This window comes from Mycolicibacter heraklionensis (assembly GCF_001021505.1).
Classification (GTDB): Bacteria; Actinomycetota; Actinomycetes; order Mycobacteriales; family Mycobacteriaceae; genus Mycobacterium; species Mycobacterium heraklionense.
Map to the genome: position 1 here is coordinate 33,674 of NZ_LDPO01000019.1, position 22,881 is coordinate 56,554.

The following is a 22,881-nucleotide window of genomic DNA, read 5'->3' on the forward strand; positions in this document are numbered from 1 at the left end:
GTTGTGTCCTGCGGCAGGCACCCCGCCCCGCAGCAACTGCGCACGCTGCGATTCCACTCGATCGACAACGACGCGCTGTTGGCCTACAGCAAATTCGATCCGGCCAGCGGTGACACGGTGCTGGGCATGGCGGCCTGCGAGCGGTTCGGGGTGCGTGACGAGAGCGGGGAGGAGTACCAATGGGGGCAGGACAATTACGTGCGACTCGACCCGGTGATGAGCGCGCAAGCGCGAACCGAGCAACTGCATCGGAGGTGAAGGCCCGATGACACGAAGCAAACACCAGGCCGGTGGGCTGGCCGTGAACCTCGAAGATGTCGACCGGCTGATGTCCGGCGTGCACTACGACCCGCACGCGATCCTCGGCGCCCACGACGACGGTGAACACACCGTGATCCGAACGCTGCGCCCCGGTGCGCACGCGGTGGCGGTCTTGGTCGGCGGTGACCGGATCCCGATGCAACACCTGGGCGATGGGCTGTTCTCCGCGACGCTGCCGTTCGCCGACCTGATCGACTATCGGCTGCAGATCGACTATCCGGGCGCCGCGGAGCCGCTGGTGGTGGCGGACGGGTATCGCTTTCTGCCGACGCTGGGCGAGATCGACCTGCACCTGTTCGCCGAGGGGCGACACGAACGGCTGTGGGAGGTGCTTGGCGCCCATCCCCGCACGTTCACCACCCCAGACGGGGCGGTGACAGGGGTGTCGTTCGCGGTATGGGCGCCCAACGCCAAGGGAATCGGCCTGATCAGTGACATCACCGGTTGGGACGGCATCGGAGCGCCCATGCGGGCGCTGGGTTCTTCCGGTGTGTGGGAACTGTTCTGGCCGGACTTTCCGGTCGACGGGCTGTACAAGTTTCGGGTCCACGGCGCAGACGATGTCGTCACCGAGCGGGCCGACCCGATGGCGTTCGCCGCCGAAACCCCGCCGCACACCGCGTCGCGCGTGACTGCCAGTCGCTACACCTGGAGCGACAGCGACTGGATGAGCCGGCGAGCCACCGCCAACCCGGCGTTCGAGGCGATGAGCATCTACGAGGTCCATCTGGGGTCCTGGCGCCCTGGGCTGAGCTACCGGCAGCTTGCCGTGGAATTGACGGACTACGTTGTGCAGCAGGGGTTCACCCACGTCGAACTGCTACCGGTCGCCGAGCACCCGTTCGGCGGGTCGTGGGGCTATCAGGTCACTTCGTACTACGCGCCGACCGCTCGCTTCGGCACGCCCGACGATTTCCGTGCGTTGGTCGACGCGCTGCACCATGCCGGCATCGGGGTGATTGTGGACTGGGTGCCGGCGCACTTCCCGAAAGACGCCTGGGCATTGGGCCGGTTCGACGGCACCCCGCTGTACGAGCACGCTGATCCGCACCGCGGCGAGCAACTCGACTGGGGCACCTACGTGTTCGACTTCGGCCGGCCCGAAGTGCGCAACTTTTTGGTGGCCAATGCGCTGTACTGGCTCCTCGAGTTCCACATCGACGGGCTACGGGTGGACGCTGTGGCCTCGATGCTCTACCTGGACTACTCGCGACCCGAGGGCGGCTGGACACCCAACGTCCACGGCGGTCGAGAGAACCTGGAGGCGGTGCAGTTCCTGCAGGAGATGAACGCAACCGCACATAAGTCGGCGCCCGGTATCGTCACCATAGCGGAGGAATCGACCTCGTGGCCCGGTGTTTCCAGGCCGACAAGCCTTGGCGGGCTGGGCTTTTCGATGAAGTGGAACATGGGCTGGATGCACGACACCCTGGCCTATCTCGGTCACGACCCGGTGCACCGCTCCTACCATCACCACGAGATGACCTTCTCGATGCTCTATGCCTACAGCGAGAACTTCGTGCTGCCCATCAGCCATGACGAAGTGGTGCACGGCAAGGGCACGCTATGGAGCCGCATGCCCGGCGACGACCATGCCAAGGCGGCCGGGGTGCGCAGCCTGCTGGCCTACCAGTGGGCGCACCCCGGCAAGCAGCTGCTGTTCATGGGCCAGGAGTTCGGCCAGCGCGCGGAGTGGTCGCAGGAACGGGGGCTGGACTGGTTCCAGCTCGACGCATCCGGTGAACACGACGGATTCTCTGCCGGAATACAGTGCCTGGCACGCGATCTCAATGCCGTGTACCGCAGCCGCCCCGCGCTGTGGAGCCAAGACATCAACCCGGCCGGTTATTCCTGGATCGACGCCAACGACTCCGCCAACAATGTGCTGAGCTTTCTGCGTTACGCGGCGGACGGATCGGTGCTGGCGGCGGTGTTCAACTTCTCCGGTGTGGCGCACGCCGACTACCATCTGGGCCTGCCGTTCGCCGGCCGGTGGCGCGAGATACTCAACACCGATGCCGTCGACTACAAGGGCGGCGGCGCCGGCAATCTCGGTGGCGTGGACGCCGTCAACGAGCCCCGTCACGGCCGTCCGGCCTCCGCCGTACTGGTGCTGCCCCCGCTGTCGGCGCTGTGGCTCGAACCTGCCCAGTGATGGCTGCGACGCGGTGTCAGGCGGCGGTCAGCCGAGTCAGCGCCCGCAGCGGAATGGGCAGCCAGGCCGGCCGGTGGCGGGCCTCGTAGCCGGCCTCATAGACCGCCTTGTCCACTTCGTAGGCGGCCAGTAACGCGGCGCTCTCACGCGGGTCGGCGCCAGATTCGGCCCCATAGCCCTCACAGAAGGCGCTGCGGCAGCGGTCCAGCCACTCGCGGGCGCGGGTGGCCAGTTGCCGGTCGTGGCCATCACGCGACACGTCGGCCAGTTTCCCGTACGCGGCGTACTCGTAGGACCGCAGCACCCCCGCGACATCTCGCAGCGGCGAGTCCGGCCTCCGACGCTCCGACAACGGCGCGCCGGGCTCGCCTTCGAAATCGATCAGCAGCCACCCGTTCGGGGTACGCAGCACCTGACCCAGATGCAAGTCGCCGTGGACTCGCTGCACCGTGATCTTCTCGTCGGCCAGCGCCGCGAATCGTTGTTCGATCGCAGCCATGTGGGGGCGCAGCTCGGGCACCGTCTCCGCCGTCGCCGCCAGCCGCGACAGCAGCGTCTGCGCCGGGAAGACCGACTCCGACGTCCCCAGGCTTTCGGCGAGTGTCCGGTGCACCGACGCGACAGCCTCACCGAGCCGGTACGACTCGCCGGCGAAGTCGCCGCCTACTTCGTAGGCGTACAGGTCGGCTTCGGCGAACAGATCGCGCACACTCGCGGTCGCCATCGCCCAGCCTTCGGCGGAGTTCATCGCGTATTCGCTGACCATGCCCAGTGCGTAGGTGAGCACGCCGGAGTCGCCCGGTAACTCGATCCGGTAGGAGCCCAACAGCCGCGGCACGTGGGGGTTGGCGGCCCGGCCCAGCGCCGCGTTGAGCTCGATGTCCGGATTGATGCCGTCTCTGGGTCGCCGGAACACCTTGAGGACCACTTTCTCCTCGACGATGACGCTGGTGTTGCTCTGCTCGGCTTCCGATACGCGAGAGTCGGCCCGGACCGGCAGCGCTGCCCCCGGCTCCGGTGCGAACGTGACGTCGCCCCGCTGGGCCGACGAATCGATCAGTGACAACAAGACTCGGGTGGTCGCGGCGTCATACAGCGCGTCATAGGCGGTGTGGCCCGCATGGGTTCCGATCATCGCGATCTGGGCGTATTCCGGCGCCAGGTCCACGTCCCAGGCGACTATCACCTGGTAGCGATCGGCGGTGCCGTCGGTGTAGCCGACATCGATCAGCACCAGCTGCAGCCCGTCACCCAGCTCCTGCACCACAACGGAATCTGCGTTCCTCAGTTGCCGATTCCGTCCCGCGTACCAGCGTCGGGTCGGTAGCCATTCCGCCCACGGCAGGCCCGCTGGTTCGCCGGTGCCACCAGTCATGACATGTCCTCCTTCGACTCGCATGGCTCGCACAGCTGAAACCAGTAGAAGCCGTGCCCGGGCAGCGTGAGCAGGTATGGGAGTTTTCCGATTCGGGGAAATTCCACGGACCCGGTGAGTTCCACCGGCGTATGGCCGTCCCAGTGCTGCAGATTCAATTCGATCGGCTGCGGAAACCGGGACAGGTTGTTGACGCACAAGACGGTGTTCCCCTCGTCGCCCGAGATCTCCCGCACGTAAGCCAGCACTGACGGATTGGACCCTCCCAATTCCCGGAACCCGCCAAGGGCGAAAGCCTCATAACGGCGCCGGATGGCGAGCATGGTGCGGGTCCAGTTGAGCAACGACGTCGAGGTGTCGCGTTGCGATTCGACGTTGACCGACTGATGGCCGTAGACCGCGTCTTGAATGGGCGGCAAATAGAGGCGACCGGGGTTCGCGGTCGAGAAACCGGCATTGCGGTCGGGTGTCCACTGCATCGGGGTGCGCACCGCGTCCCGGTCGCCCAGCCAGATGATGTCCCCCATGCCTATCTCGTCACCGTAGTAGAGGATCGGGGAGCCGGGCAACGACAGCAACAGGGCGGTGAACAGCTCGATCTGGTTGCGGTCTTTGTCCAGCAGTGGAGCCAGCCGGCGCCGGATCCCCACATTCGCCTTCATCCGCGGGTCTTTCGCGTATTCGGCGTACATATAGTCGCGCTCGTCGTCGGTGACCATCTCCAAGGTCAACTCGTCATGGTTGCGCAGGAAGATTCCCCACTGCGCCAGATGCGGGATCGGCGGAGTCTGCGCCATGATCTCTGAAATCGGGAAGCGTGACTCGCGGCGCACCGCCATGAAAATGCGTGGCATCAGCGGGAAGTGGAATGCCATGTGGCATTCGTCGCCGCCGGTGTCGGGATCGCCGAAATATTCGACCACGTCGGTGGGCCATTGATTGGCCTCGGCCAGCAGCACCGCGCCGGGGAACTCGTCGTCGACAACCTTGCGGCAGCGTTTCAGGAAATCATGTGTCTCGGGCAGGTTTTCGCAATTGGTTCCCTCTCTCTCGAACAGGTACGGCACCGCGTCCAAACGAAAACCGTCGATGCCGAGGTTCAGCCAGAACCGCAGCACGTCGATCATGGCCTCCTGCACCGCCGGGTTGTCGTAGTTCAGGTCGGGCTGGTGGGAGAAGAACCGGTGCCAATAGAACTGGCGGCGAACCGGGTCAAAGGTCCAGTTGGACTCTTCGGTGTCGACGAAGATGATCCGTGCGTCGGCGTACCGCTCGCTGGTGTCGCTCCACACGTAGTAGTCGCCGTGCGGGCCGTCCGGGTCCTGGCGCGACTGTTGAAACCACGGATGGCTGTCGGAGGTGTGGTTCATCACCAGGTCGGTGATGACCCGGATGCCCCGTCGGTGCGCAGCGTCGAGCAGTTCGACGAAGTCATCGACGGTGCCGAACTCCGGCAAAACCTTGTAGAAGTCCCGGATGTCGTAGCCGCCGTCGCGCAGCGGCGAGTCGTAGAACGGCGGCAGCCACAGGCAGTCGACGCCGAGCCACTGCAGGTAGTCCAGCTGCTCGGTCAGGCCGCGCAGGTCACCGATGCCGTCGCCGTTGGAGTCGTAGAACGCCCGGACCAGCACCTCGTAGAACACCGCACGTTTGAACCAGACGGGGTCCGCAGGCAGTGCCGCGGCATCGCCGAAGTCGTCTGCGCTCGGGTGCTCGACGATGCCGTCCTCGACATGGCTACCCGATGCGGGGTCTGGTGGGTCCTGACCAAATTCGTGGTGAGCGTCGATGGCCATATCTCGACTTGTACCCCATTCCGCACGTGATTACCTGCCGGATGTTTCGTGACCTTCGTCGGGCGAGAACAACGCCGCGATGCGGGCGATCCTCGGGTCGGCTTGCAGCTGCTCAAGAGGTTGGGGCAGCGGCAGCCGCCAGTTCGGGTATTGGTCGACGGTGCCGGGCAGGTTGGGCTGACACGGCTCGGCCAGCACGTCGTAAGGGGAGACCAGCTTCAGCCGGCTCGGGGTGGCCGCCAGAAATCGGTGCAGGGCGTCGATGATCGTCTGCTCATCCGGCGCCCCGGTGTCCTCGGGCCCCAGCAGCCCTTCGGAACGCAGCAGCGCGAGCCACTCGGCGCGTTCTTTGTCGGCGGCGGCCTGCGCGGCCGCCACGTCGTCGAGCAGCCCCCGGGTGGCGCGTGCCCGCACATGCTCGGCGCGGAAGAACCCGGCCGCGGTGGGCAGGTCGTGGGTGGAAATGCTGGCGGCCACCCGCGATGGCCACTTCGCCGGCGGAAGCAACGGCTGGCCGGGGGTCGACTCATCGCGGGTGAACCAGGAGACCGCGCAGCCCAGCATTCCGTTGTCGGCCAGTGCCCGGGTGACTTCCGGTTCGACGGTTCCCAGGTCCTCGCCGATGACGACCGCGTTGGCGCGATGCGCCTCCAGCGCCAGAACCGCGAGCATGACGTCGGCGTCGTAGTGCACGTAGGTACCGCGATCGGGGCTCTCACCGGGTGGGATCCACCACAGCCGCCACAAGCCGGCGACGTGGTCGATGCGCACACCATCCGCGTGGGCCAGCACGGCCCGCAGCATGTCGCGGACCGCGGTGTAGCCGGTGGCCGCCAAGCGGTCCGGCCGCCAGGGCGGTAGCCGCCAGTCCTGGCCCCGGGGGCTGAAGGTGTCCGGAGGCGCACCGACACTGGCCTGCACGGCCAGCACGTCGGCCAGGGCCCAGGCATCGGCGCCATCGCCGTCGACGCCGACTGCCAGGTCATGCAGCACCCCCAGCGCCATGCCGGAGTCTTTGGCGGCGGCCTGGACCGCCAGCAGCTGCTCCGCGCAGCGCTGCTGCACCCAGGCATGGAACGCGACCCGCGGCGCGAGCTCTCGGCGCGCCGCCGCCACCGCGGATCCGGTTGCGTCGCGCAGCGGCGCCGGCCAACTCGACCACCGCCCGCCATGTCGTTCAGCCAGCGCGCAGTAGGTCGCCCAGTCGCGCAACGCCCTGTTCTCCGACGACTCGTCAACGGGGCAGGGGCGACCCTCGGCACGCCAGAGCAACTCCAGGGCCGCGCGTTTGGCCGCCCAGACCAGGTCGTAGTCGATTCGCGCGGTGTCCGCAGCCACCCGTAGCGCGTCGACTTCCGCCCGGGTGTCCGGATCGGCGCGGTGGTAGGCGGCGAGGTCGACGATGCTCAGTGCCAGCGGGTTGGCAAACCGCCGGCTCGACGGCGTATACGGCGACGGCTGCACCGGATGCGTCGGACCCGGCGCGTGCAGCGGATTGAGCAGGACCGCACCGGCGCCGTGTTCGGTGGCAGTCCAGGCCACCCAATCCCGCAGGTCTGACAGGTCGCCGATGCCCCAGGAGCGCGCGGACCGCAACGCGTACAACTGCAGCATCCATCCCCACGTGGCCGGCGCCTGCGGCACCCGGGCGGGAGCCGCCACCAGCGTGACTTCCTGGCCATTGCGCAGCTGAAGTCGGTACCAGCCCGCAGCCAGCTCGGCGGGCAGTTCATCGCGCACCACCGTGCGCTCGCCGTCCTCGCTCAGCACCGCGGTGGCCCCCGGGAACGACAGGGGCAGTCCGGTCACCCGGACGGCGGCCGTGGGTGGCGCCGCACCCGCACGCCGGCGTTCGTTCAGCCTGGCCAACTCACGACGACGGTCGGCTTCGTTGCCGGCCTCGACTTCGAGCAGCCGAAGCACCCGGACCACGACGTCGGTGTCGACCTGCACCAACTCGCGCCGTTCGTTGCGGTAGGCGGTCGCCACGCCGTGTGCCGTTGCCAGCCGGCGCAGGTCATCAGCCACCACGACAACGTCTATACCCGCGTCGGGGGCGTTTCAACAACGGCCACCGTAATGTCGTAGGCGGCCATAGTTTGACCGTCCGGCAGGCGGGTAGCCAGCACCGGCAAAGGTGCGTGGAATCGAAAGTCCTGACGAGGTTGGGTGAGTATGAGCGTTACGCACACCGTCTGGCCGGGCAACAGCGCCCCGCTCGGTGCCAGCTACGACGGTGGGGGAACCAACTTCGCCCTCTTCTCGGAGATCGCGGAGAGCGTCGACCTGTGCCTGATCGATGACGACGGCGACCAGACCTGCGTCCCGCTCGAGGAGGTGGACGGCTACGTCTGGCACGCCTACCTGCCGACGGTGTCGCCGGGACAGAACTACGGCTTCCGGGTACACGGGCCGTTCGACCCGCCGGCGGGACATCGCTGTGATCCCAGCAAACTGTTGCTGGACCCGTACGGCAGGGCGTTCACCGGCGACTTCGACTCCAATCAGGCGCTGTTCTCCTACGACATGGCAGCCGGTGAGGAACCGCCACGGGCCGACACGCTGCCGAGGGTCGACTCGCTTGGGCACACCATGACCAGCGTGGTGATCAACCCGTACTTCGACTGGGCAACTGATCGGCCGCCCAAGACTCCGTACAACGAGACCATCATCTACGAGACCCACGTCAAGGGCATGACGCAGACTCATCCGGACATCCCCGAGGAACTGCGCGGCACCTATGCCGGTTTGGCCCACCCGGTCGTCATCGACCACCTTGTGGCACTGGGCGTGACAGCTGTCGAGCTGATGCCGGTACACCAGTTCATGCACGACGACCGCCTGCTGGAGATGGGACTGCGGAACTATTGGGGCTACAACACTTTCGGGTTCTTCGCCCCGCACAGTCAGTACGCGGCAAATCGGCAGCCGGGGGCGGCGGTCGCGGAATTCAAGACCATGGTGCGCACCTTCCACGAAGCCGGCATCGAGGTGATCCTCGACGTGGTCTACAACCACACCGCCGAGGGCAACCACCTCGGCCCGACCATCAACTTCCGGGGAATCGACAACGCCGCCTACTACCGGCTCGTCGACGACGACCGAAGCATGTACATGGACTACACCGGCACCGGCAACAGCCTCAACGCGCGCCATCCGCATGCCCTGCAGCTGATCATGGACTCACTGCGGTACTGGGTGACCGAGATGCACGTCGACGGGTTTCGCTTCGACCTGGCCTCGACGTTGGCCCGCGAATTCTATGACGTGGACCGCCTTTCGGCATTTTTCGACCTGATCCAGCAGGACCCGGTGGTCAGTCAGGTCAAGTTGATCGCCGAGCCGTGGGACGTCGGTGAAGGCGGCTATCAGGTCGGCAATTTTCCCGGACTGTGGACCGAATGGAACGGCAAGTACCGGGACACCGTCCGTGATTACTGGCGTGGCGAGCCGGAGACGCTGGGGGAGTTCGCCTCCCGGCTCACCGGTTCGTCAGACCTCTACGAGGCCACCGGGCGGCGGCCCGGCGCCAGCATCAACTTCGTGGTCGCCCATGACGGATTCACGTTGCATGACCTGGTCTCCTACAACGACAAGCACAACGAGGCCAACGGCGACGACAACACCGACGGCGAGAGCCACAACCGGTCGTGGAACTGCGGAGTCGAAGGCCCCACCGATGACCCGGAAGTCCAGAAACTGCGGGCACGGCAGATGCGCAACATGCTGGCCACCCTGCTGCTGTCCCAAGGCACACCGATGATCGCGCACGGTGACGAACTGGGCCGCACTCAGCAGGGCAACAACAACGCCTACTGTCAGGACTCCGAACTCGCCTGGATGGACTGGTCGCTGGCCGACACGAATGCCGATCTGCTGGCCTTCACCCGCCAAGTGACGCAGCTTCGCAAAGAGCATCCGGTGTTTCGCCGACGGCGGTTCTTCGAGGGCCGCCCGGTGCGCCACGACGACGAGATCGGCGACATCGCGTGGTTCACCTCCGCCGGCCAGGAGATGAGCCAAGACGATTGGGACAACGGCTTCGACAAGTGCATCATGGTCTTCCTCAACGGTGAGGCGATCCGCGAGCCTGATATGCGCGGTCAGCGGGTGGTGGATGACTCGTTCCTGCTGTGCTTCAATGCGCATCAGGAGTCGGTCGAGTTTGCCGTCCCCGGAAAAGATTACGCGCAGGAATGGACCGTCGAATTGGACACCGCGGAGCCGGCTTCCAGGGCTGAGCAGGCTGTGCATGCCGGGGGCGAGCTACCCGTTGTCGGACGTTCGCTGCTCGTCCTGCGGAAAGTGCGCTGAGGAATGGCCCTCCCGGTGCTGTCCACATATCGGTTACAGCTGCGGGGCGCGGAAAGCGGCTTCGCGTTCACCTTCGCCGACGCCGAGGAACTGCTCGACTACTTCGACGCACTCGGCGTTTCGCACCTCTATCTCTCACCCGTGCTGACCGCGGTACGCGGATCGACCCACGGTTACGACGTGGTTGATCCCACCACGGTGTCTGCCGAACTGGGTGGCGCCGAGGGTTTGGCGCGGCTGTCGGCGGCCGCGCGCGCACGCGGAATGGGTCTGGTCATCGACATCGTGCCCAACCATGTCGGGGTGGCCAGACCGGAGCAGAACCCGTGGTGGTGGGATGTGCTCAAGCATGGCCGGGCATCGCGATACGCCGCATACTTCGACATCGATTGGGAACTCGGTGACGGCCGAATCATTCTGCCGGTACTGGGATCTGACCACGATGTCGCTGACCTGGCGGTCGACGGCGACACACTGCGGCTGGGTGATCTGGTGTTTCCGATCTCGCCCGGAACCGGCAGCGGCAGCGGCGCCCAAGTCCACGATCGCCAGCACTATCGGTTGGTCGGCTGGCGCAACGGTATCTGCGGATACCGCCGCTTCTTTTCGATCACATCGCTGGCCGGCCTGCGCCAAGAGGATCGGACCGTTTTCGAGGCCTGGCACGCCGAGCCGGCCCGCTGGTTCGACGCCCGGCTGGTCGACGGCGTGCGGGTCGATCACCCGGACGGGCTGTCGGATCCGCAGGGATATCTGGAGCGGCTGCGCGCGCTGATCGGGCCTGACGCCTGGATCGTCGTCGAAAAGATTCTGGCCGTTGATGAGTCGCTCGAACCGAGCCTCCCGGTAGCCGGCTCGACCGGTTACGACGCCCTGCGGGAGATCGGCGGGCTGTTCATCGACCCCACTGGCGAGCCGGCGTTGACCGAGCTGTTCGAAACCACCGGGGTCGACTATCGCGCGATGCCGGTCCTGCTGGCCGAACAGAAGGAGAGCGCGGCTGCCGAGACGTTGGGCAGCGAGCTGGCGCGACTGTGCCGCTGTGTGGTGAGCGCTACCGGCGCCGAACATCCGCTGTTGCCCGATGCCGTCGTGGCTCTGCTCGGTCAGGTCGGTGTCTATCGCAGCGACTATCCCGGCTTGGCCGCGATACTGCCGGTGGCGCTGGCGCAAACTCACGCCGAGCGGCCGGAACTCGACGAGCCGCTTGAGCTGGTCGCGGCTGCGATCGCCGACGACGGCGAAGCCGCGGTGCGGTTGCAACAGCTGTGCGGGGCGGTGACCGCCAAGGCAACCGAAGACTGCCTGTTCTACCGGGACGCAAGGCTGGTGTCGCTCAACGAGGTCGGCGGCAATCCGCGGTATTTCGGTGTGGGATCGGCGGAGTTTCATCACCGGGCCGCCACCAGGGCACGGCACTGGCCGCACACCATGACCACGCTGTCCACCCACGACACCAAACGCGGCGAGGATGTACGGGCGCGTATCGGCGTGTTGTCGCAGGTGCCGTCGTTGTGGGCGGAGTTCGTCGCCCGTTGGGAATCCAGGGCGCCGTCACCCGACCTGGCTACCGGACTTTTCCTGTGGCAGAACATTTTCGGTGTCTGGCCACTCGACGGTCGGGTGACCACCACGCTGCGGGAGCGACTGCACGCCTATGCCGAAAAGGCGGCTCGCGAAGCGGACCGGCGGACATCGTGGCACGACCCCGACACAGAGTTCGAGAGCGCACTGCATCGTTGGCTCGACGACATCCTGGATGGGCCTATCGCGCAAGAACTGACGGAGCTCGTCGCCGAACTCGCACCGCACATCGACAGCGACATCCTGGGTCAGAAACTGGTGGCCCTGACCGTCCCCGGCATCCCGGACGTCTACCAGGGCACTGAACTGTGCGACGACAGCTTGGTCGACCCGGACAACCGGCGGCCTGTCGACTACGGCGCGCGCCGTGAAGCGCTCACCTCTTTGCGCCACCCGAAGATGGCAGTGGTCGCTACCGCGTTGCAGATGCGACGAGCCCGGCCCGCCACCTTCCTGCACGGTGGTTACCGCCCGGTGCTGGCGTCCGGTCCGGCGTCGGAACATGTCGTGGCGTTTCGCCGCGGCGATGACGTCGTGGTGGCGGTCAGCCGGTGGACGGTGCGCCTGCAGGGCACCGGATGGCGCGATACCGCCGTCGCACTGCCGCCGGGCACCTGGTCCGACGCGCTCTCCGGCGTCAGGCACAGTGGACCGGTGCCGGCTGTCGAGTTGTTCGCCGAACTACCGGTTGCGCTGCTGGAGCGTATCGATGACTGACTTCGCCGTCTGGGCGCCAACGCCGGCAGTCGTCGCCCTCGACGTCGAGGGGGTGGCGCACCCGATGGCCCGTTCGGGTGGTGGGTGGTGGCGGACAACGCTCGACGTGGCGCCTGATGCCCGCTACGGGTATCTGCTCGACGACGACCCGCAGGTGCTGCCGGATCCGAGGTCGGCCCGCCAGCCCGAGGGCGTGCACGCGCGTTCGGCGGTGTGGGACGAGGGCAGCCTGACTTGGACCGACGACGACTGGGCAGGGCGGCCGGTCGAAGGCGCGGTGATCTATGAACTGCACGTCGGCACATTCACTCCTGCGGGCACCTTCGATTCCGCCATCGAGAAGCTGGATCACCTGGTCGACTTGGGTGTCGATTTTGTGGAGCTGATGCCGGTCAATGCCTTCTCCGGTCCGCACGGCTGGGGGTACGACGGCGTGCTGTGGTACGCGGTGCATGAGCCCTATGGCGGCCCGAATGGGTTGGCGCGCTTTGTCGATGCCTGCCACAACCGCGGCCTGGGGGTGCTGGTCGACGCCGTGTTCAACCACCTCGGCCCGTCCGGGAATTATCTTCCGCGCTTCGGACCGTATCTGTCGGAGGCACGTAACCCGTGGGGCAATGCCGTCAACATCGACGGCGCCGACTCCGACGAAGTGCGCCGCTACATCATCGACTGTGCGCTGCGCTGGATGCGTGTCTTCCATGTCGACGGCCTACGGCTGGATGCCGTGCATGCGCTGGTGGACACCACCGCGATCAATATTCTCGAGGAGCTGGCTGCCGAAACCGACACGCTCGCTGCGCAGTTGGGCCGGCCGCTGTCGCTCATCGCGGAAAGCGACCGCAACGACCCACGGACCATCGCCCGTCGCGAAGACGGTGGCTACGGGATGACCGCGCAATGGGACGACGACATCCACCACGCCATCCACACCGCGGTATCCGGTGAGCGGCAAGGCTATTACGCCGACTTCGGCAGCATGGCCACCTTGGCGACCACGTTGCGTAACGGCTTTTTCCATGCGGCCACCTATTCGTCGTTTCGCCGCCGGCGCCACGGTCGTCCGCTGCCGATCTCGCAGATTCCGGCGACCCGCTTGTTGGCCTACACGTGCACCCACGATCAGGTCGGCAACCGAGCGCTCGGCGACCGACCCTCGCAGAACCTGACCGCCGGACAGCTCGCGATAAAGGCCGCACTGGTACTGCTCTCGCCCTACACCGCAATGCTTTTCATGGGCGAGGAATGGGGCGCACTCACCCCGTTTCAGTTCTTCAGTTCGCACGAGGATCCGCAGGTGGCGCGCGCCACCGCCGAAGGCCGCAAGGCCGAGTTCGCCGAGCACGGCTGGAACGCCGACGAGATCCCGGACCCGCAGGACCCCGAAACCTTCCAGCGGTCCAAGCTGGCCTGGGGCGAGCTCGCGGAGCAACGCCACCGAGAGCTGCTGGGCGTCTACCAGGCGCTGATCGGGCTGCGCGCTGAAATCGGTCCGGCCGGGCCGTGGTTGAGCCAACTCACGATCGACTACGACGAGGACGCGCGCTGGTTCGCCATGCGCCGCGGTCCGCTTCTGCTGGTCTGCAACCTCAGCGAGACCGCGGCGAGCGTGCCGTTCGACGGCGAGCCGGTGCTGGCCTGGGGAACACCACGGGTTGACACCGACACCACACTGTTACCGGGACATTCGTTCGCGGTCCTACGCCAGGCTCAGGAGTCCTTGGCCGGGGAGTGATTCGCGCAACACCGGTCCGCGATTGCAGTCGGCGTCACCCATGGTCAGCAACCCTGCAGGAATATCGCAACCCGTGGTAATGGTCCCGAAATGATCTTGAAACCTGCGCGCGGCAGGGTGACGGCAAGGCCCGCAACCGCAGGAGGTGACCTTCCGTGCCCGCGCAAGACGACTCCCAGCGTGCAGAGGCCGTCACCACCCTGTGCGCCTACTGCGGGGTCGGCTGCGGCATGGTGCTGCAGGTCGAGACCGATGCGGCCACCGGACGCCGGCGGGTGGCCAAATCTGCCGGCGACAAGTCCCACCCGACCAACTTCGGCCGGTTGTGCACCAAGGGAGCCACCACCGCGGATCTGCTCGCCGCGCCGGGCCGGATGGAGTCGGCATTCGTGCGGCCCGGACGCGACGAGCCCGCCGAGCCGACCGATGCCGGTGCCGCCATCACGCACTGCGCCGCCCGGCTGCGGGCGATCATCAACGAGCACGGACCCGACGCCGTAGCGCTCTACGTCTCCGGCCAGATGTCGCTGGAGGCCCAGTACCTGGCGAACAAGCTCGCCAAGGGCTTCATCGGCACCAACCAGATCGAGTCCAACTCGCGGCTGTGTATGGCCAGCGCAGGCAGCGGTTACAAGCAGTCACTCGGCGCCGACGGACCGCCCGGCTCCTACCAGGACTTCGATCACGCCGACGTGTTCTTCGTCATCGGCGCCAATATGGCCGACTGCCACCCGATTCTGTTCCTGCGGATGATGGACCGGGTCAAGGCCGGTGCCAAGCTGATCGTCGTCGACCCGCGCCGCAGTGCCACCGCGGAGAAAGCCGACCTGTTCTTACAGATCGCGCCCGGAACCGATCTGGCGCTGCTCAACGGGCTGCTGCATCTGATCGTCGCAAACGGTCACACCGACGAGGAGTTCATCGCCGAGTACACCCAGGGCTGGGACGTCATGCCCAGCTTCCTCGAACAATTCACGCCGGAGGCGGTGGCCGAGCTCACCGGAATCCCCGAGGCCGACATCCGCACCGCCGCAGCGTGGATCGGCGAGGCGGGCAACTGGATGAGCTGCTGGACAATGGGGCTCAACCAGAGCACCCACGGAACCTGGAACACCAACGCCATCTGCAACCTGCACCTGGCCACCGGCGCCATCTGCAAGACCGGCAGCGGGCCGTTCTCTCTGACCGGCCAGCCCAATGCGATGGGTGGCCGGGAAATGGGTTACATGGGCCCGGGGCTGCCCGGCCAGCGCAGCGTCGTCTCTGCCGACGACCGTGAATTCGTCGAGGACATCTGGGGTGTTCCGCGTGGCTCGCTGCGCACCGAGGTGGGTGCCGGCACCATCGACATGTTCTCTCGGATGGCCGATGGCCAGATCAAGGCGTGTTGGATCATCTGCACCAATCCGGTTGCGACAGTGGCCAATCGCAAGACTGTGCTGGAAGGGCTGGAACGGGCCGAGTTGGTGATCGCCCAGGATGCGTTCGCCGAGACCGAGACCAACGCCTACGCCGACGTGCTGCTGCCGGCGGCGCTGTGGAGCGAGTGCGACGGGGTGATGGTCAACTCCGAGCGCAATCTCACGCTCTTTCAGCAGGCGGTCGACCCGGTCGGGCAATCGCTGCCGGACTGGCAGATCATCGCCCGCGTCGCAGCGGAGATGGGATACGCCCAGGCGTTCGACTACTCGAGCGCCAAGGAGGTGTTCGAAGAGATCAAGCGGTTCCACAATCCGAAGACCGGCTACGACCTGCGCGGCATCAGCTATGAGCGGTTGCGCCAGAACCCGATCCAGTGGCCTTGCCCGCCGGGGAGCGGCTGCGACCGCCACCCGATCCGTTACCTCAACGACGGGGCCAGTCAGACACAGCTGGTCCGGGAGGACGGCAGTGTGCCGCGATTGGCGTTCGCGACCGAGTCCGGCCGAGCGGTCTTCTTCGCGCGGCCGCATCTACTGCCCGACGAGATGCCCGATGACGATTATCCGTTCCTGCTCAACACCGGACGGCTGCCGCATCAGTGGCACACCATGACCAAGACCGGAAAGGTCGCCAAGCTCAACAAGCTCAACCCGGGCCCGTTCGTGGAGATCCACCCCGACGACGCCGTCCGGCTGGGCGTCGTCGACGACGACCCGGTGGAGATCGCCTCGCGCCGGGGCCGCGCCGTGCTGCCGGCGGTGGTCACCGACCGGGTGCGGCCGGGGAACTGCTTCGCACCGTTCCACTGGAATGACGCGTTCGGTGAGTACCTGTCGATCAACGCCGTCACCAATGACGCCGTCGACCCGACCTCGCAACAGCCGGAGTACAAGGCGTGTGCGGTCACCCTGGTCAAGGTCGCCAAGCAGCCGGCCGACGAGGTCGAAGCGCCACCGGAAGGGGAGGAGAGCTACTTGTCGAAGGTTGACGCCCTGACCGAGCTGTTCGGGATCGCCGCCGATGTCGAAGCACCGCAATTCGACTCGTCGCAGCGGCGCTATCTGGGCGGACTGGTGACGGCGTTGCGCACCGAGGCCGGTCGCAGCGCCGCCGGAGTGCCGACGCTGCCGCTGAGCGCCCCGTTGGATGCCGATGCGCGGATGTGGGTCGACGGTGTGCTGGCCGGATTGTTCTCGCGCAGCACGCAACCGGGCGCCACCGTGCAACCGGATCCGGCGCTTCCGCAACCGCCGTCGCCGGCGCCGGACGGCGGGGCGAAGGCCACTCCCGTCGTCGTGCTGTGGGCGTCGCAGACCGGCACCGCCGAGGAAGCCGCGGAAATGTGTGCGGCCAGACTGGGCGAGAGGGGCGTGGCGGTCACCCTGTACGGCATGGACGACTTCCCGCCGGCCGAGCTGGCGAGCACGCCGGTGCTGTTGCTGGTCACCAGCACCACCGGCGACGGTGATCCGCCGGACAACGGCTGCGCCCTGTGGGAGGCGCTGAACGGCCCTGGCGCGCCCCGGTTGCCCGACACCCGCTATGCCGTACTGGCGTTGGGCGACTCCAACTACGACGACTTCTGCGGGCACGGGCGCAAACTCGACGGCCGCCTCGCCGAACTCGGCGCGCGCCGCATCGTCGACCGCGTCGACTGCGAGCCCGATTACGGGGCTGCCGCGGCCGGGTGGCTGGAAGCGATCAGCGAGGCCCTGGTCCGTGCGCCGGTGCCCGCAGGTGAGGCCCCACCGGCGCCGGCGGCGCCCGCTGCCCCGCTTACCCCCGAGCCGCAGCCGTACGGCAAGAAGAACCCGCTGATCACCGCTCTGGTCGGCAACACCCGGCTCAGCGGGCCGGGATCGGCGAAAGATGTGCGGAAGTTCGCCTTCGCGCTTCCCGAGAACACCCTGCACTACCAGGCCGGCGATGCCCTGGGCGTGTGGCCGCGCCACCACCGCGAGCTGGTCGACGAATGGCTGCGCGTCACCGGATTGGACGGCGACGACGGTGTGGAAATCGTTGAGGGACAGCTGATGGCGCTGCGTGACGCACTGCGGGAGCGGTTCGCCATCGCCCGGCTGAACCCGGACCTGGTGAGGTTCGTCGCGGAACGCAGCGGGAGCGCGGAGCTGGCCGAACTGGTCAAGCCGGAGAACAAGGCTCGCTTCGCCGAGTGGGCGTGGGGGCGCCACCAGATCGACCTGCTGGCCGAGCTTCCAGTGCGGGTATCCGCCGACGAGTGGCTCGCGGTGCTCAAACCCCTTCAGCCACGGCTATATTCGATATCGTCGAGTCCGAAACAAGATCCTCGCGAAGTGCAGCTGACCGTTTCAACGGTGCGCTACGACTTCCGGGGGCGCCCCCGTCGGGGGGTCTGCTCGACCTATCTCGCCGACGCCGCTGCTCAGGACTCGGTGGGGATCTTCGTGCAGAAGGCCAACCACTTCCGGCCGCCGAGCGAGCCGGACATCCCCATGATCATGGTCGGCCCCGGAACCGGGATCGCGCCGTTTCGGGGATTCCTGCATGAGCGGCGCGCGCTCGGCCACACCGGAAGAAACTGGCTGTTCTTCGGGGAACAACATGCCGCCACCGACTTCTACTACCGCGACGAGATCACCGGGATGCACGCCGACGGCTTCCTCACCGAACTCGACTTGGCTTTCTCCCGCGACCAGCCGGAAAAGATCTACGTGCAGGATCGGATGCGCGCGCGGGGCGCCGAGTTGTGGCGGTGGCTGCAGGACGGCGCGCATCTCTACGTCTGCGGCGACGCGCAGCATATGGCGAAGGCAGTCGAGGCCACCGTCGTGCAGATCGCCGAGCAGCACGGTGGCCTGCAGCACGATGCCGCGAAGGCCCATGTGCGGGCGCTGGCTTCGGCGGGACGCTACCAGCGCGACGTGTACTGAGCCGCCTTAGAACACCGTCTGCGCGCAGGTGGACGGCGTGGTCAGGTTGACCCCGCTGTACACCACCTGCACGTGGGTGCAGACGATCACATTGGCGTCGGTCTTGGGACGGCCGGTGGAGTATTCCAGCACGTCGATGCTGCCGTTGGTCTGGTATTTCTCCGGCGGGCCCTCGCCGTAGTACATCGATTGGATCACCGCGCCGGTGCCGTCCTTGAACACCTTGGTTCCCGGGCCGCCGCGGTCCTTGAACCAGCCTTCACCGCCGTCGGTGTGCACATCGAGGTAGGCGGTTCGCTTCGACGAGCGGATCTCAGTGCTTTGGCGGGCCCACAGGTCCGGCGGGAAGCCGGCCAGCCCCCCGGGCGTCTGCAGTTGCACCCCGACGGTGAACCGGCACAGTGGCGGCGCGCTGCAGTCGACCCAGCTGTGGGTCTGCAGCTGGTCGGCGTCGTTGACCGGGAGCAGTGACGTCTTGGTGTCACTTGCCGCCGAGGAGCTCGCCGGGGGGATCAGCGCGGCCAGCAGCGTCAAGGCCGCCGGGATCATCAGCAACCGTCTCATGTCGCACCAACCTAGACCGGGGATCACTCGTCGTAGGTCACTTCCACCGAATCGGTCTCGGGATGGGCTTGGCAGGCCAGGATCAGCCCTTCGGCGAGGTCCTGGGGTTCCAGCACGTCGTTGATCTCCATGCTGACCTTGCCCTTCTTCAGCTCGCAGGCGCACGCGCCGCAGTGGCCCTCCCGGCAGGAGAACGGGGCGTCAAGACCCTTGTCGAGCAGCAGGTCGAGCAGCTTGACGTGCCGTGGCCACACCAGCTCGTGCTTTTCGCCGTCCAGCTCGACGACGACGGTGGCCGGCGCTTCGGCCTGCTCGCCCTCGGGAGCGTCGGTGATCTTCACCGCGGCGAACGGGTCGCTGTCCAGTGACTTGAACACCTCGAGGTGGACCTGCTCGGCCGGGACCTGGCAGGCATCCAGGGCTTCGCGAGCGGCCTGCATGAAGGGGCCCGGGCCGCAGATGAAGACCTGGCGGTCGGTGTAGGGGGCGGCCAGCTGGGCCAACGCCGCGCGGCTGGGCAGGCCCTGGACCGACTCCAGCCAGTGCACGACGGTCAGCCGGTCGGGGTACTTGTCGGCCAGCTCGCGCAGCGCGGCGCCGAAGATCACCGACCGCTCGTCACGGTTGGCGTAGACCAGCACCACCTTGCCGCTGCCCTGCGACAGCGCCGACTTGCAGATCGCCATCATCGGGGTGATCCCGCTGCCGGCGGCCAGCAGCAGAAAGTCGGTGTCCAGTGACTTGGGCACGAAGGTGCCCGAGGGTGCCAGCACATGAATGCGCATGCCGGGGCGGGCGTTGTCGCACAGCCAGTTCGATGCGTAGCCGTCGGCGGTCCGCTTGACGGTGACGGCCAGCGAGTCGTCGGTGAACGGCGAACTGCACAACGAGTAGCAGCGGGCCACCGAGCCGGTCTGGTCGCTGGGGATCCGCAGCGTCAGGAACTGGCCCGGCGAGTACTTCAACCGCTGTTCGGGGATCTCCGGGTCGTCGGGCCCGTCCGGCACGCCGAATACCAGCGAGCGCGCATCGTCGGTCTCGGTGACGACTTCCGTGATCTGCAGTTCCAGCACGTGACTGCCGAGTGGTTCGTCCGGAATGGTCTCCGTCACGGGCCGCCCTTCATCTTCGGTCATAACTAGAACAGGTTACAGAAAAGTGGTCCGGTATTGCTACCAGCTGCAGGAACACCCCGCTCGACACAAATCGGAACGTGTTCTAATCTCACTCTAGGCTGGTTGGAAAACGGGCCGGAAGAACCTGTTCACTTCTGGGAGGCAATCTAGTGACGTCCATTCAACAGCGTGACGCGCAGTCGGTGTTGGCCGCCATCGACGACCTTCTGCCGCAGTTGCGTGACCGCGCCCAGGAGACCGAAGACCTCCGCAAGCTGCCCGACGCCAACGTCAAGGCGCTCGAGGACATCGGCTTCTTCCGGCTGCTGCAGCCCGAGCAGTGGGGCGGCATGCAGTGCGACCCCACCCTTTTCTACGAGGCGGTGCGCCGGCTGGCCAGTGCCTGCGGCTCCACCGGTTGGGTCGCCGGGATCATCGGCGTGCACAACTGGCACCTGGCGCTGTTCGACCAGCAGGCCCAGGAAGACGTCTGGGGTGAGGACACCAACGTCCGGATCTCCTCGTCCTACGCGCCGATGGGCGCCGGTGTGGTCACCGAGACCGCCGACGGCTACATCGTCAACGGTTCGTGGAACTGGTCGTCGGGATGTGACCACGCCACCTGGGCGTTCCTGGGTGGCCCGGTGATCAAGGACGGCAAGCCGGTGGACTTCGGCAGCTTCCTGATCCCGATCTCCGACTACCGCATCGACGACGTCTGGCACGTGGTCGGGCTGCGCGGCACCGGCAGCAACACCGTGGTGGTCAAGGACGCGTTCGTGCCGCGGCACCGCTTCCTGTCCTACCGGGCCATGAACGACGGCACCGCCGGCGGCTACCAGACCAACACCGCGCCGGTCTACAAGATGCCGTGGGGCACCATCCACCCCACCACCATCTCGACGCCGATCATGGGTATGGCCTACGGCGCCTACCAGGCGCACGTCGAGCACCAGGGCAAGCGGGTGCGCGCGGCATTCGCCGGCGAGAAGGCCAAGGACGACCCGTTCGCCAAAGTCCGGATCGCCGAGGCCGCCAGTGACATCGACGCCGGCTGGCGTCAGCTGATCGGCAACGTCGGCGACGAGTACGCGCTGCTGGCCGCCGGCCAGGAGATTCCGTTCGAGCTGCGGGCCCGGGCCCGGCGTGACCAGGTGCGAGCCACCGGCCGGGCCATCGCCTCCATCGACCGGCTGTTCGAGGCGGCCGGCGCCACCGCGCTGTCCAACGACGCTCCGGTGCAGCGGTTCTGGCGCGACGCGCATGCGGGTCGGGTGCACGCGGCCAACGACCCGGAGCGCGCCTACCTGATCTTCGGCAATCACGAGTTCGGGTTGCCTCCCGGCGACACCATGGTCTGATCGGAGGCTGGCTGATGAGTATCCGTTCGCTGGGCTACCTGCGGATCCAGGCCACCGACATGGCGGCCTGGCGGGACTTCGGGTTGAAGGTCCTCGGCATGGTCGAGGGCTCCGGTGCGACCGACGGTGCGCTGTACCTGCGGATGGACGAGTTCCCCGCCCGGCTGGTAGTCGTGCCGGGTGACACCGACCGGCTGCTGGTATCCGGTTGGGAATGCGCCAACGCCGAAGGGCTGGCCGAGATTCGGCAGCGTCTGGACGCCGAGGGCACGCCCTACAAGGAAGCCACCGCGGCCGAGTTGGCCGAGCGCAGCGTCCAGGAGATGATCGCGTTCGACGACCCGTCCGGCAATCACCTGGAGGTCTTCCACGGAGTGGCGCTGCAGCATCGGCGGGTGGTCAGCCCCTACGGTCACCGGTTCGTCACCGAAGAGCAGGGCCTGGGTCACGTGGTGCTGTCGACCAAGGACGACGCCGAGGCGCTGCACTTCTACCGCGATGTGCTCGGCTTCAAACTGCGCGATTCGATGCGGCTGCCCCCGCAGATGGTCGGCCGGCCCGCCGACGGCGACCCGGCCTGGCTGCGGTTCTTCGGCTGCAACCCGCGCCACCACAGCCTGGCCTTCCTGCCCATGCCGACTCCGACCGGAATCGTGCACCTGATGGTCGAAGTGGAGAGCGCGGACGACGTCGGGCTCTGCCTGGACCGCGCCTACCGCCGCAAGGTGCCGATGGCCGCCACCCTGGGCCGGCACGTCAACGATAAGATGCTGTCGTTTTACATGAAGGCGCCCAGCGGTTTTCAGATCGAGTTCGGCTGCGAGGGTCTCGAGGTCGACGACGATGACTGGGTGGCTCGGGAGAGCACCGCGGTCAGCCTGTGGGGGCATGACTTCACCGTGGGTATGCAGTAGCGGTGACCGACGACCTACCGATCGACCCGCGTGCGTTCCGCAACGTGCTCGGCCAGTTCTGCACCGGTATCACGATCATCACCACCGTGGATGACGATGTGCCGGTCGGGTTCGCCTGCCAGTCGTTCGCCGCGCTGTCGCTGGACCCGCCGCTGGTGCTGTTCTGCCCGACCAAGCAGTCGCGGTCCTGGCAGGCCATCGAGTCCAGCGGAAAGTTCTGCGTCAACATCTTGGCCGAGGAGCAGAAGGATGTCTGCGCCCGCTTCGGCTCCCGCGAGCCGGACAAGTTCGCCGGCGTGGACTGGGAGCCGTCACCGCTGGGGTCGCCGATCCTGGCCCGGTCGCTGGCCCACATCGACTGCACGGTCGCTTCGGTGCACGACGGGGGCGACCACTTCGTGGTATTCGGTGCGGTGCAGTCCCTTTCGGACGTGCCGGAGGTGAAGCCGCGGCCGCTGCTGTTCTACCGCGGCGACTACACCGGCATCGAGCCGGACAAGACCACTCCGGCGCACTGGCGCGACGACCTGGAGGCGTTCCTCACCGCCACCACCGACGACACCTGGCTGTAATTTCTGCCGACGAGTGTGAATCCG

Annotated in this window: 13 protein-coding genes and 1 pseudogene; 9 read left to right on the top strand and 5 right to left on the bottom strand. The window is 66.9% G+C overall.

Annotation, left to right across the window (positions count from 1 at the left end):
- Positions 1-18: 18 nt before the first annotated feature.
- Positions 19-258, top strand: a pseudogene (locus ABW16_RS18645) (alpha-1,4-glucan--maltose-1-phosphate maltosyltransferase); the annotation flags it as partial.
- Positions 259-265: 7 nt separating this feature from the next.
- Complete coding sequence (gene glgB, locus ABW16_RS18650) at positions 266-2,476, top strand: 1,4-alpha-glucan branching protein GlgB (protein ID WP_047320686.1); 2,211 nt, start codon at positions 266-268, stop codon at positions 2,474-2,476.
- Positions 2,477-2,492: 16 nt separating this feature from the next.
- Here glgB and ABW16_RS18655 read toward each other — a convergent pair whose 3' ends face one another.
- From ABW16_RS18655 to malQ, 3 genes are read right to left on the bottom strand one after another with little or no spacing between them, the layout of a single operon-like run.
- On the bottom strand, positions 2,493-3,851 hold the full coding sequence (locus ABW16_RS18655; protein WP_047320687.1) for a maltokinase N-terminal cap-like domain-containing protein: 1,359 nt from the start codon (positions 3,849-3,851) through the stop codon (positions 2,493-2,495).
- Positions 3,848-5,647, bottom strand: a complete 1,800-nt coding sequence (gene treS, locus ABW16_RS18660) for a maltose alpha-D-glucosyltransferase (RefSeq protein WP_047320688.1) — start codon at positions 5,645-5,647, stop codon at positions 3,848-3,850. Before treS ends, ABW16_RS18655 begins: the two co-directional genes overlap by 4 nt.
- A gap of 30 nt (positions 5,648-5,677) precedes the next feature.
- Positions 5,678-7,678: a 4-alpha-glucanotransferase gene (gene malQ, locus ABW16_RS18665; RefSeq protein WP_047320689.1), complete on the bottom strand. Its 2,001-nt coding sequence runs from the start codon at positions 7,676-7,678 to the stop codon at positions 5,678-5,680.
- A gap of 144 nt (positions 7,679-7,822) precedes the next feature.
- Here malQ and glgX point away from each other — a divergent pair, with 144 nt between their 5' ends.
- The 4 genes from glgX (at position 7,823) to ABW16_RS18685 (ending at position 18,331) form a co-directional block, all read left to right on the top strand.
- A complete protein-coding gene (gene glgX / locus ABW16_RS18670; protein ID WP_047320690.1) occupies positions 7,823-9,961 on the top strand; it encodes a glycogen debranching protein GlgX in 2,139 nt (712 codons plus the stop codon).
- A gap of 3 nt (positions 9,962-9,964) precedes the next feature.
- On the top strand, positions 9,965-12,262 hold the full coding sequence (gene treY / locus ABW16_RS18675; protein WP_047320691.1) for a malto-oligosyltrehalose synthase: 2,298 nt from the start codon (positions 9,965-9,967) through the stop codon (positions 12,260-12,262).
- Positions 12,255-13,997 carry a malto-oligosyltrehalose trehalohydrolase gene (treZ, locus tag ABW16_RS18680; RefSeq protein WP_047320692.1) on the top strand — a complete coding sequence of 581 codons (1,743 nt, stop codon included), beginning with the start codon at positions 12,255-12,257 and terminating at the stop codon, positions 13,995-13,997. The genes treY and treZ overlap by 8 nt, the downstream gene beginning before the upstream one ends.
- Before the next feature lie 230 nt (positions 13,998-14,227).
- The gene (locus ABW16_RS18685) at positions 14,228-18,331 is read left to right on the top strand and encodes a bifunctional nitrate reductase/sulfite reductase flavoprotein subunit alpha (protein ID WP_047320727.1); all 4,104 of its coding nucleotides are present in this window, start codon (positions 14,228-14,230) and stop codon (positions 18,329-18,331) included.
- Between the two features lie 6 nt (positions 18,332-18,337).
- Here ABW16_RS18685 and ABW16_RS18690 read toward each other — a convergent pair whose 3' ends face one another.
- Together ABW16_RS18690 and ABW16_RS18695 are read right to left on the bottom strand one after the other, a co-directional pair.
- The gene (locus ABW16_RS18690; protein ID WP_047320693.1) at positions 18,338-18,895 is read right to left on the bottom strand and encodes a hypothetical protein; all 558 of its coding nucleotides are present in this window, start codon (positions 18,893-18,895) and stop codon (positions 18,338-18,340) included.
- A 23-nt stretch (positions 18,896-18,918) separates the two neighbouring features.
- Positions 18,919-20,007, bottom strand: a complete 1,089-nt coding sequence (locus tag ABW16_RS18695; protein ID WP_109519672.1) for a ferredoxin--NADP reductase — start codon at positions 20,005-20,007, stop codon at positions 18,919-18,921.
- A gap of 173 nt (positions 20,008-20,180) precedes the next feature.
- On the opposite strand from ABW16_RS18695, the gene hsaA reads away from it, so the two are divergent.
- From hsaA to hsaB, 3 genes are read left to right on the top strand one after another with little or no spacing between them, the layout of a single operon-like run.
- On the top strand, positions 20,181-21,371 hold the full coding sequence (hsaA, locus tag ABW16_RS18700) for a 3-hydroxy-9,10-secoandrosta-1,3,5(10)-triene-9,17-dione monooxygenase oxygenase subunit (RefSeq protein WP_047320695.1): 1,191 nt from the start codon (positions 20,181-20,183) through the stop codon (positions 21,369-21,371).
- 14 nt (positions 21,372-21,385) lie between these two features.
- Positions 21,386-22,285, top strand: a complete 900-nt coding sequence (gene hsaC / locus ABW16_RS18705) for an iron-dependent extradiol dioxygenase HsaC (protein WP_047320696.1) — start codon at positions 21,386-21,388, stop codon at positions 22,283-22,285.
- Between the two features lie 20 nt (positions 22,286-22,305).
- Positions 22,306-22,857, top strand: a complete 552-nt coding sequence (gene hsaB / locus ABW16_RS18710) for a 3-hydroxy-9,10-secoandrosta-1,3,5(10)-triene-9,17-dione monooxygenase reductase subunit (RefSeq protein WP_200900690.1) — start codon at positions 22,306-22,308, stop codon at positions 22,855-22,857.
- The last annotated feature ends 24 nt before the right edge of the window (positions 22,858-22,881 follow it).